The organism is Streptomyces sp. NPDC028907 (assembly GCF_055564995.1).
In genome coordinates, this window is sequence record NZ_JBVHVE010000039.1 from 1 (window position 1) to 10480 (window position 10480).

A 10480-nucleotide genomic window follows, 5' to 3' on the forward strand; every position below is an offset into this window, starting at 1 on the left:
GACGTCATCGCCGAGACGCTGAAGCCGTCGTACGACACGGACGCCCTGAAGGCCCGCGTGAAGGCGCTGGCCGACAAGCACCCCCTGTACCCCGGCCTGTAACCGACACCCTGCCGCAGGGGCGTGCCGCGACCGCTCGGCACCTCCCTCCCATCACACGGAGTATGGCGTGGCAATCAGCGTCTTCGACCTGTTCTCCATAGGCATCGGCCCGTCCAGCTCGCACACCGTCGGACCGATGCGCGCCGCCGGCATGTTCGTCGCCCGGCTGAAGCAGGAGGGTGTGCTCGCCCAGACCGCCGCGGTACGGGCCGAGCTCTTCGGCTCCCTCGGCGCCACCGGCCACGGCCACGGCACCCCCAAGGCGGTGCTGCTCGGCCTGGAGGGCTATGAGCCGCACACGGTCGACGTCGCCCAGGCCGACCTGGACGTCGAGCGGATCCGCGGCACCGGACGCATCCGCCTCCTCGGTGCCGAGATCGGCCCGGCCCACGAGATCGACTTCGACGCCTCGACCCAACTGGTCCTGCACCGCAGGCGCTCGCTGCCGTACCACGCCAACGGCATGATCCTCTTCGCGTACGACGGCGACGGCGTTCCGCTGCTGGAGAAGACCTACTACTCGGTGGGCGGCGGCTTCGTCGTCGACGAGGACGCGGTCGGCGCGGACCGTGTCAAGCTCGACGACACGGTGCCGGCCCACCCGTTCAGCACGGGCGACGAACTGCTGCGCCTGACCAAGGAGACGGGCCTGTCGATCTCCGCGCTGATGCTGGAGAACGAGAAGGCATGGCGCACCGAGGAGGAGATCCGCGCGGGCCTGCTGGAGATCTGGCGGGTCATGGAGGCATGTGTCGCACGCGGGCTCGGCCGCGAGGGCATCCTCCCCGGCGGTCTGAAGGTGCGTCGGCGAGCCGCGGCGTCCGCCCGGGCACTGCGCAGCGAGGGCGATGCGGCGGGCCGAGCCATGGAATGGGTGACCCTCTACGCGATGGCCGTGAACGAGGAGAACGCGGCCGGCGGGCGGGTCGTCACCGCGCCGACGAACGGCGCGGCCGGCATCATCCCCGCCGTCCTTCAGTACTTCCTCGACTTCGTGCCGGGCGCCGACGAGGACGGCATCGTCCGCTTCCTCCTCGCGGCGGGCGCCATCGGTCTGCTCTTCAAGGAGAACGCCTCCATCTCCGGCGCCGAGGTCGGCTGCCAGGGCGAGGTCGGCTCCGCCTGCTCCATGGCCGCCGGAGGCCTCGCCGAGGTCCTCGGCGGCAGCCCCGAACAGGTCGAGAACGCCGCCGAGATCGGCATGGAACACAACCTCGGGCTGACGTGCGACCCGGTCGGGGGGCTCGTCCAGATCCCGTGCATCGAGCGCAACGGCATGGCCGCGGTCAAGGCTGTCACCGCCGCCCGGATGGCCCTGCGCGGCGACGGCCGCCACCACGTCTCCCTCGACAAGGTCATCAAGACCATGAAGGAGACCGGCGCCGACATGAAGGTCAAGTACAAGGAGACCGCCCGCGGCGGTCTCGCCGTGAACGTCATCGAGTGCTGACGGCGCACGCCCGCAGGGGGAACGAAGTCCACCGACAGAACTGGGAGCGAGGTCATGGGACGGGTCACCGAGCGACGGCGCGTCGTGCGCATCCGGGACGGCGCCCCGATCACGCGCCCGGACACACTGGTGGCGGAGGAGCCTCTGGAGATCCGGCTCGGCGGCAGGCCGCTGGCGATCACCATGCGCACACCCGGGGACGACTTCGCGCTCGCCGCCGGCTTTCTGGTGAGCGAGGGCGTCGTGAGCCGGGCCGAGGACGTCGCGAACATCGTGTATTGCGCGGGCGCCACCCAGGACGGCTCGAACACGTACAACGTCGTCGACGTGCGACTCGCCCCCGGCGTACCGCTGCCCGACATCTCTCTCGAACGCAACGTGTACACCACGTCGTCCTGCGGCCTGTGCGGCAAGGCCAGTCTGGACGCCGTGCGCACCACGGCACGCTGGCCGATCGCCGACACACCCCCGGTCCGGGTCGCCCCGGAGCTGCTGGCCGTCCTGCCCGATCGACTGCGGGCCGCACAACGGGTGTTCGACCGCACGGGCGGCCTGCACGCCGCCGCCCTGTTCTCGCCCGAGGGCGAACTGCTGGACCTGCGCGAGGACGTCGGGCGGCACAACGCCGTCGACAAGCTGATCGGCCGCGCACTGCGTGACGGCGAACTGCCGCTGTCCCGCACCATCCTGCTCGTGTCGGGCCGGGCCTCCTTCGAGCTGGCACAGAAGGCGGTCATGGCGGGCATCCCGGTGCTGGCCGCGGTCTCGGCGCCGTCCTCCCTCGCCGTGGACCTGGCGGCGGAGACGGGGCTCACGCTCGTCGGCTTCCTGCGTGGCAGCTCCATGAACGTGTACGCGGGCGAACAGCGACTCGACCCGCTCATCCGGGCCGTGGCCGGAGAGCAGCCGAGGTGAGCCTGTACATGACCCGCCTCGACGAACTCCAGGACGGCCGTACCCTCATCGGCCCACCCCGGCTGCCGCCCCCCGGCACCCACGGCCATCCTCGCCGCGTGGCCATGCTCAGCGTGCACACCTCACCGCTGCACCAGCCCGGCACCGGCGACGCGGGCGGCATGAACGTCTACATCGTCGAGCTTGCCAAGCGCCTCGCCGCCATCGGCATCGAGGTGGAGATCTTCACCCGGGCCACCTCCGCCGCCCTCCCGCCCACAGTCGAACTCGCGCCCGGCGTCCTGGTCCGGCACGTGGCCGCCGGACCCTACGAGGGCCTGGCCAAGGAGGACCTCCCGGCCCAGCTCTGCGCCTTCGCCCACGGCGTGACGCAGGCATGGGCCGGCCACCGCCCCGGCCACTACGACCTCGTCCACTCCCACTACTGGCTCTCCGGCCATGTCGGCCGCCTCGCCGCGGACCGCTGGGGTCTCCCGCTCGTCCACGCCATGCACACCATGGCCAAGGTCAAGAACGCCACCCTCGCCGACGGCGACACCCCCGAGCCCGCCGCCCGGGTGCTCGGCGAGACCGAAGTCGTACGCGCCGCCGACCGGTTGATAGCCAACACCGAGAAGGAAGCGGACGAACTCCTGGGCCACTACGCCGCCGACCCCGGCCGTATCGCGGTCGTCCACCCCGGAGTCGATCTGGGGCGCTTCCGTCCCGACGCCCGGGGTGTCGAGGCCGGACGTGCGGCGGCCAGGGACCGCCTCGGGCTGCCGCGGGACGCGCTGATCCCGCTGTTCGTGGGGCGCATACAGCCGCTGAAGGCGCCCGACGTCCTGCTGCGCGCGGTGGCCCGGCTGCTGGAGCGGCGACCGTGGCTGCGGGAGCGGATCGTGGTGCCGGTCGTGGGCGGGCCCAGCGGAAGCGGTCTGGCGAGGCCGGAAGGACTGCAGAAGCTGGCGGCCCGGCTCGGCGTCTGTGACGTCGTGCTGTTCCGGCCGCCGGTCGGTCAGGACCGGCTCGCTGACTGGTACCGGGCGGCATCCGTGCTGGTCATGCCCTCCCACAGCGAATCCTTCGGCCTGGTGGCCGTGGAGGCGCAGGCCTGCGGCACCCCGGTGATCGCCGCCGAAGTGGGTGGCTTGCCGGTCGCGGTGCGGGACGGGGTGAGCGGCGCCCTCGTGCCGGGGCACGATCCGGTGGACTACGCGGAGGCGCTCTCCGGCTTCGCCGACGACCCCGCCCGCTCCACCAGGATGGGCGAGGCCGCGGCCCGGCACGCCCGCTCCTTCGGCTGGGACGCGGCCGCGGCGTCGACGGCGAACGTGTACGCCGCCGCCCTGCGCGAGCGTGGGCTCCGCCGCCTCTCGTGACTCTCCCCGGCCGGCAGACCGTGCCGGGCGAGGTCACTGTCCGTGCGGTACCCCGATGCTCGCCGGCCCCGGCCGCATGCCCGGCCTGGTCATGTCTCCCCAGGGAAGACGATGCCGCACTGCCGGCGGACCTCGTCCATCGCCCGAAGCGCGGTCAGGGAGTCGTCCAGACGGCGATGTCGGCGACCATGGTCACCACCGCGCCCGGGACATGGCGGTGCACGGTGTTCGCGTGGTCGGCGCCCATGTTGCCCGCGCCGATCACTCCTATGCGTACGGAGCTCATGCCAGGACGTGTCCTTCGGACGAAGGGTTGGGGGACTCAGTTGGAGGTGGGGAAGTTGAAGCCGGCGGTGATCTGCTGCTCGGTCCGGGGCCAGCGGGTGGTGACGACCTTGGGGCGGGTGTAGAAGCGGATGCCTTCGGGGCCGTGGATGGGGGAGTCGCCGATGAGGGAGTCCTTCCAACCGCCGAAGGAGTAGTACGACATCGGGACCGGGACGGGGACGTTGATGCCGATCATGCCGACCTTGATCCGGCGCTGGAAGCGGCGGGCGGCTTCGCCGGAGCCCGTGAACAGGGCGGTGCCGTTGCCGTAGGGGTTGGCGTTGACGAGGTCGATGGCCTCATCGAGGGAGTCGGCGCGGACGACGGCGAGGACAGGGCCGAAGAGTTCCTCCTGGTAGGCGTCCATCTCGGTGGTGACGTGGTCGAGGAGGGAGGGGCCGGTGAAGAAGCCCTCCTCGTGCCCGTCGACCTTCAGCCCACGTCCGTCGACCACGACGGTGGCGCCCTGAGCGGCGGCGGTGCCGACGGCGTTCTCGACGCGCTGCTGGGAGGCCTTGGTGACCAGCGGGCCCATCTCGGTGCCGGGGGCGTCACCGGGGCCGACCTTGACCTCGCGGGCCTTGCGCTCCAACACCTCGACCAGTGCGTCGGCTGCGTCCCCCACCGCGACGGCGACCGAGACGGCCATGCAGCGCTCACCGGCCGAGCCGTAGGCGCCGGCGATGATGTGGTTGGCGGCGAACTCCAGGTCGGCGTCGGGCAGGACGACGGCGTGGTTCTTCGCGCCGCCGAGGGCCTGGACGCGCTTGCCGTGGGCGGTGGCCTGCTCGTGGACGTACTTGGCGATGGGGGTGGAGCCGACGAAGGAGACGGCCTCGATGCCAGGGTGGGTGAGGATGGCGTCGACGGCCTCCTTGCCGCCGTGGACGACGTTGAAGACGCCGTCGGGCAGACCGGCCTTCTGGTACAGCTCGGCGACGAGGTTGGCGGCGGAGGGGTCGCGCTCGCTCGGCTTCAGCAGGAACGCGTTGCCGGTGGCGATGGCGATGGGGTGCATCCACAGCGGCACCATCGCCGGGAAGTTGAACGGGGTGACGCCCGCGACCACGCCCAGCGGCTGGCGGAAGTCGTGCACGTCCACGCCGCGCGAGACCTGGTCGGAGAAGGAGCCCTTCAGCACGTCGCCGAGGCCGCAGGCGAACTCGACGACCTCGCGGCCGCGCATGATCTCGCCGCGTGCGTCGTCGACGGTCTTGCCGTGCTCGGCGGAGATGATCCGGCCGAGCTCCTCCTCGTGCTCCACGAGCAGCTGACGGAAGTTGAACATCACCTGCGTGCGCTGGGAGAGCGAGGACTCCGACCAGGTCTCGAAGGCTGCGGAGGCGCCCCGCACGGCCGCGTCCACGTCCGCGCCTCCGCCCAGGACGACCCGGGCCTGCTCGGCGCCGGTGGCCGGGTTGAAAACCGGCTGGGTGTCGGCGGTGGAGCCGGAGGTGAAACCGCCGTTGATCCAGTGCTGGATGATCTTCACGTGAGGGTGTCCTTACAGGTAGTGGCGCTGGTTCTGCTTGTGGGCGGCGTAGGTCGCGTAGGCGTCGCGGGTGGAGTCCAGGGCGGACGTCTGGCTGACCGGGACGTCCCACCAGCCGTGGCCGGGCGGGTTGGGGCCGTAGAGGTCGGTCTCGACGTGGACGACGGTGGTCCAGGTGGCGGCCTTGGCCTTCTCCATCGCCGTGCGGAACTCGTCGACGGTGCCGGCGTGCAGGACGTCCGCGCCGAGCGACGAGGCGTTCGCCGCCAGGTCGACGGGCAGGACGCTGCCGTCCAGCTGCCCCGACTCGTCGTCGCGGAAGCGGTACTTGGTGCCGAAGCGCTGCGAGCCGAGGGATTCGGAGAGGGCGCCGATGGAGGCGAAGCCGTGGTTCTGGACCAGGACGATGATGACCTTCAGGCCCTCGGAGACCATGGTCACGATCTCCTGAGCCATCATCAGATACGAGCCGTCACCGACCAGGACGACGACCTCACGCGACGGGTCGGCCATCTTCGCGCCCACGCCGGCGGCGACTTCGTAGCCCATGCAGGAGTACGCGTACTCGACGTGGTAGGCCTTGGGATCCCGCGCCCGCCACAGCTGCTGAAGATCACCGGGCATCGACCCGGCGGCGTTGATGACCACGGCGCGGTCGTCGAGGACGTCGTTCAGCGCGCCGAGGATCTGGGTCTGGGCGGGCAGGTCGCCGGTGTTGCGGTCCGGGGCGAAGCACTCCTCCTCGATCTCCCTTGTCCGGGCGATGAGTTGCCGGGTCCGATCGCGGTACTCGGGCTCGACCTCCCAGTCCGTCAGTGCGGCGGCGAGTGCCTGGACGCCGAGTCGGGCGTCGGCCACCAGCGGCTCCGCCGAGTGCTTCACGGCGTCCAGGCGGGCCACGTTGAGGTTGACGAACGTGACGTCCGGGTTGCCGAAGACCGTGTGGCTGGCGGTCGTGAAGTCGGAGTACCGGGTGCCGATACCCAGCACCACGTCCGCGTCCTTCGCGAGCTCGTTGGCGGCGTACGAACCCGTGGAGCCGATGCCGCCGACCGCGTAGGGGTGGTCCCAGGGCACGGCGCCCTTGCCGGCGTGGGTGTCGGCGACCGGGATGCCGGTGGCCTCGGCGAAGGCGCGCAGGGCGGTCTCGGCACCGGAGTAGACGGTGCCGCCACCGGCCACGATCAGCGGCTTCTTCGCGTTCCGCAGCAAGGCCGCGGCCCGTTCGACGGCGGCCGGCTCCGGCACCGGGCGGCCCACATGCCAGACGCGGCGGCGGAAGAAGGAGACGGGCCAGTCGTACGCCTCGGCCTGTACGTCCTGCGGCAGCGCGAGGGTGACGGCGCCGGTCTCCACCGGGTCGGTCAGCACCCGCATCGCGGCCAGCGCGGCCGGGATCAGCTGTTCGGGGCGCTGGATCCGGTCGAAGTACTTGGATACGGCGCGGAAGGCGTCGTTGACGGTGACGTCTCCGCCGCGGGTGTCCTCCAGCTGCTGCAGCACCGGGTCGGCGGCGCGGGTGGCGAACATGTCGGACGGCAGGAGCAGTACCGGGATGCGGTTGGTGGTGGCCAGCGCCGCGCCCGTGATCATGTTCGTCGAGCCGGGGCCGGTCGATGCCGTACAGGCGAAGGTCGCGAGCCGGTCGCGCATCTTGGCGTACGCGACCGAGGCATGCACCATGCCCTGCTCGTTGCGAGCCAGGTAGTAGGGGAGGTCGGCCTCTTGAGTCACCGCTGCTTGCAGGAGGGCCTGGCCGATGCCGGCGACGTTGCCGTGGCCGAAGATGCCCCACACGCCCGGGATGAGGCGCTGTTCCTGGCCGTCGCGTTCGCTGTGCTGGTTGGCCAGGAAGCGGACGAGGGCCTGGGCGGTGGTGAGCCTGATCGTTTCCATCACTCGTTCTCCTCGGCCGCGAACGGCAGCCGGTCATCGAGGTCTTGCGTCTCCCACGTGCCGCGCACCCATCCGTGGGCGGGGTCGTCGCAGATCAGCCAGGCGCGGTCCGGTCCGGGACCGGCCATGACGTTGAGGTAGTACAGGTCGTAGCCGGGCGCGGCGATCGAGGGGCCGTGCCAGCCGTGCGGGATCAGCACGGTGTCGCCGGAGCGGACCTCGGCGAGCACGTCGATGGGCCGCCCGGGGGTGCCGTAGACGCGCTGGTAGCCGAAGCCGTTCCCGTCACCGGAGACCTCGAAGTAGTAGATCTCCTCCAGCTCTGACTCGACCGGCCCGCCGTGCTCGTCGGTGCGTGGCTCGTCGTGCTTGTGCGGCGGGTACGACGACCAGTTGCCGCCCGGGGTGAGCACCTCGCACACCAGCAGCTGCTCGGCCTCGAAGGTGCCGGGCAGGCAGTAGTTGTTGACCTGCCGGGAGCAGGCACCGGCGCCGCGCAGCTCGACGGGGACGTTTTCCTTGCGCCCGTACCGAGCCGGTTGACCTCCCTGCTCGGTACGGGCGGAGGGCAGCGCGAACCGGCCACCGGACGCGCTGCTGATCAGAGCCTCCGACTCGCGGGGAAGGTAGGCGAAGTCGGTGGCGGAGGCGAACACGCCTGTCCGACCGGCGAGTTCGAAGGCCCTGCCGTCCGTGGTGACGGTGCAGGAGCCCGTCAGCGGCAGGACCAGGAACTCGGAACCTCCGGTGGACAGGGTGTGCGCCTCGCCCGGGCCCAGGGTCAGGATCCTGAGCCCGGAGTATCCCCAGCCCGCCGACTCGGGCGTGACCAGGACGTCGTAGTCGCCGTCGGCGGAACTCCCCGCCGGGAGGTGGTACTTGCCGGTCTCGCTCACAGCAGGCTCACCGCCCGGTCCACGGCACCGGCGACGTCGCCGCCGGCGGGGTAGAGCAGGGAGCGGCCGACGACCAGGCCCTGCGCGGTGGGCTGCTTCAGTGCCTTGCCCCAGGAGGCGAAGGCGGCGTCGGGGTCCTTGACCTCGCCGCCGAGCAGCAGCGCGGGCAGGGTGGACGACGCGAGGACGCGTTCCATGTCGTCGACGACCGGGAGCTTGAGCCAGGTGTATGCGGTGCGGCGGCCCAGCCCGGAGGCGATGGTGATCGACTTGATCACCGCGTCCGTGGACAGGTCGTTGCGGATCCGGCCGTCCTGCCAGGCCGAGATGAACGGCTCGACCATGGCGATGAGGTGACGGTCGTTGAGCTCGTCAACGGCGCGGGCGGTGTTCTCCAGTACGGAGGGCGTCGCCGGGTCGTCGAGGGCGATACGGGTGAGCATCTTGCCGCCGTCGAAGCCCATCGCCGCGATCGTCTCGGCGTCGTACCCGGTGAAGCGGTCGTCGATCTCGAAGACCGAGCCCGCGAGTCCGGCGCGGTTCATGGAGCCGAAGACGCTCTTGCCGTCCAGGACGCCGAGCAGCAGCAGGTCTTCCAGGATGTCGGCGGTGCCCAGTACGCCGGTCACTCCCGGGCGCTCCAGCGCGATGCACAGGCGGTCGAGGAGTTCGAAGCGGTCGGCCATGGCGTTGGGGTCGGCGCCGACGCCGTTGGCGCCGCGGGCGGGGTGGTCGGCGGCGATGATCATTGCCTTGCCGTGCTCGCCGAGCAGCGAGGTGGCCCTGAGGCGGCGGGTGGCGGCGGCCGTGATGGCGCCGGGATCGTTGACCCGGGCGTCCACGATCCGGCTCACGTTGGTGGAGGGCACGTCGTCACGCCTTTCCTTCGACATGAGCTTCAGTGGGGACTTCGTCGCGGAATGCGTTCGCCTCGCGGAGCTTGGCGTCGACCTCGGACTCGGTGGGCATCGCGTCCGAGCAGGACAGGCGCCCGGCCACGATCGCGCCGGCGGCGTTGGCGAACGTCACCGTGCGGCGGGTGTCCCAGCCGGACAGCAGCCCGTGGCACAGCGCGCCGCCGAAGGCGTCACCGGCGCCCAGGCCGTTCACCACGTCGACGTGAACCGGCGGGATCTCGGCGGTCGAGCCGTCCCGGTCCATCGCCAGCACGCCCTTCGGACCCTGCTTCACCACCGCCAGCTCCACGCCGGCCGCCAGCAGCGCCTTCGCGGCGGCGTACGGCTCGCGCTCACCGGTCGCGACCTCGCACTCGTCGAGATTGCCGACGGCGACGGTGGCATGCCGCAGCGCCTCGGCGTAGGAGGAGCGGGCCTGGGCCGGGTCGGCCCAGAACATTGCCCGCCAGTCGAGGTCGAACACGGTCGTGCCGGCCTTCGCCCGGTGCGCCAGGGCGGCGAGGGTGGCCGAGCGGCTCGGCTCCTCGCTCAGGCCGGTGCCGGTGAACCAGAAGACCGCAGCGTCCCGCACCGCGTCCAGGTCCAGCTCGTCGGGCCGGATGTCCAGGTCGGGGGCCTTCGGGAGCCGGTAGAAGTAGAGCGGGAAGTCGTCCGGCGGGAAGATCTCGCAGAACGTCACCGGCGTCGGCGCGATGTCCGACGTCCCGACGAACCGGCTGTCCACGCTGTAGCCGTCGAGGGCCGTGCGGACGAAGTCGCCGAACGGGTCCCGGCCCGTCTTGGTGATCACGGCTGCCGAGTGCCCGTAACGGGCGGCAGCCACGGCGACATTCGTCGGGCTGCCACCGAGGTACTTGCCGAACGAGGTGACCTCCGCCAGCCCCACGCCCGTCTGGAGCGGATACACATCCACCCCCACACGGCCGATGGTCAGCACTTCGAACGGCATCACACTGATTTCCCTTCTCTTCGGAGGCCTGGATGACAAGATGGATTCGATCTCTTCAGGAGGCAGCGTCGCCGGTCGTGGCCACGGGTGCGGTGAGGTCTTCCTCTTCGGGGAGTTCCTCGACGTCGACGCCGCGGACCTGGCTCAGTTCGTGCTTGAGCGCGGCGAGTTCGGT

At 71.1% G+C, this 10480-nt stretch carries 9 protein-coding genes and 1 pseudogene; 3 read left to right on the forward strand and 7 right to left on the reverse strand.

Going from position 1 to position 10480, the window contains the following annotated elements; translation table 11 throughout:
- Positions 1 to 169: 169 nt before the first annotated feature.
- The 3 genes from ACZ4UU_RS44865 to mshA are packed head-to-tail and all read left to right on the forward strand — an operon-like array spanning position 170 to position 3828.
- A complete protein-coding gene (locus tag ACZ4UU_RS44865; RefSeq protein ID WP_471909230.1) occupies positions 170 to 1552 on the forward strand; it encodes an L-serine ammonia-lyase in 1383 nt (460 codons plus the stop codon).
- A 54-nt stretch (positions 1553 to 1606) separates the two neighbouring features.
- Complete coding sequence (fdhD, locus tag ACZ4UU_RS44870; RefSeq protein ID WP_471909231.1) at positions 1607 to 2467, forward strand: formate dehydrogenase accessory sulfurtransferase FdhD; 861 nt, start codon at positions 1607 to 1609, stop codon at positions 2465 to 2467.
- Positions 2464 to 3828: a D-inositol-3-phosphate glycosyltransferase gene (gene mshA / locus ACZ4UU_RS44875; RefSeq protein ID WP_471909232.1), complete on the forward strand. Its 1365-nt coding sequence runs from the start codon at positions 2464 to 2466 to the stop codon at positions 3826 to 3828. Before fdhD ends, mshA begins: the two co-directional genes overlap by 4 nt.
- A gap of 154 nt (positions 3829 to 3982) precedes the next feature.
- On the opposite strand, the gene ACZ4UU_RS44880 is transcribed toward mshA, so the two are convergent.
- The 7 genes and pseudogenes from ACZ4UU_RS44880 to ACZ4UU_RS44910 all read right to left on the reverse strand — a co-directional run.
- Entirely contained in the window at positions 3983 to 4114 is a 132-nt protein-coding gene (locus ACZ4UU_RS44880; RefSeq protein WP_471909233.1) for a hypothetical protein, read from the reverse strand.
- 36 nt (positions 4115 to 4150) lie between these two features.
- Positions 4151 to 5647 carry a CoA-acylating methylmalonate-semialdehyde dehydrogenase gene (locus ACZ4UU_RS44885; protein WP_471909234.1) on the reverse strand — a complete coding sequence of 499 codons (1497 nt, stop codon included), beginning with the start codon at positions 5645 to 5647 and terminating at the stop codon, positions 4151 to 4153.
- A 12-nt stretch (positions 5648 to 5659) separates the two neighbouring features.
- Complete coding sequence (gene iolD, locus ACZ4UU_RS44890) at positions 5660 to 7543, reverse strand: 3D-(3,5/4)-trihydroxycyclohexane-1,2-dione acylhydrolase (decyclizing) (RefSeq protein WP_471909235.1); 1884 nt, start codon at positions 7541 to 7543, stop codon at positions 5660 to 5662.
- Positions 7543 to 8439 (reverse strand): 5-deoxy-glucuronate isomerase, encoded by an 897-nt coding sequence (iolB, locus tag ACZ4UU_RS44895; RefSeq protein WP_471909236.1) that lies wholly within the window; start codon positions 8437 to 8439, stop codon positions 7543 to 7545. Before iolB ends, iolD begins: the two co-directional genes overlap by 1 nt.
- On the reverse strand, positions 8436 to 9332 hold the full coding sequence (locus ACZ4UU_RS44900; RefSeq protein WP_471909237.1) for a Cgl0159 family (beta/alpha)8-fold protein: 897 nt from the start codon (positions 9330 to 9332) through the stop codon (positions 8436 to 8438). Before ACZ4UU_RS44900 ends, iolB begins: the two co-directional genes overlap by 4 nt.
- Positions 9313 to 10305: a 5-dehydro-2-deoxygluconokinase gene (iolC, locus tag ACZ4UU_RS44905; RefSeq protein ID WP_471909238.1), complete on the reverse strand. Its 993-nt coding sequence runs from the start codon at positions 10303 to 10305 to the stop codon at positions 9313 to 9315. Before iolC ends, ACZ4UU_RS44900 begins: the two co-directional genes overlap by 20 nt.
- 55 nt (positions 10306 to 10360) lie before the next feature.
- A pseudogene (locus tag ACZ4UU_RS44910) lies at positions 10361 to 10480 on the reverse strand (ABC transporter ATP-binding protein); the annotation flags it as partial.

Bases quoted from the DNA above. Each gene is read 5' to 3' on its own strand.
- fdhD (WP_471909231.1), top strand. From the start codon at position 1,607: ATGGGACGGGTCACCGAGCGACGGCGCGTCGTGCGCATCCGGGACGGC.
- ACZ4UU_RS44880 (WP_471909233.1), bottom strand. From the start codon at position 4,114: ATGAGCTCCGTACGCATAGGAGTGATCGGCGCGGGCAACATGGGCGCC.
- iolD (WP_471909235.1), bottom strand. From the start codon at position 7,543: ATGGAAACGATCAGGCTCACCACCGCCCAGGCCCTCGTCCGCTTCCTG.
- ACZ4UU_RS44900 (WP_471909237.1), bottom strand. From the start codon at position 9,332: ATGTCGAAGGAAAGGCGTGACGACGTGCCCTCCACCAACGTGAGCCGG.
- iolC (WP_471909238.1), bottom strand. From the start codon at position 10,305: ATGCCGTTCGAAGTGCTGACCATCGGCCGTGTGGGGGTGGATGTGTAT.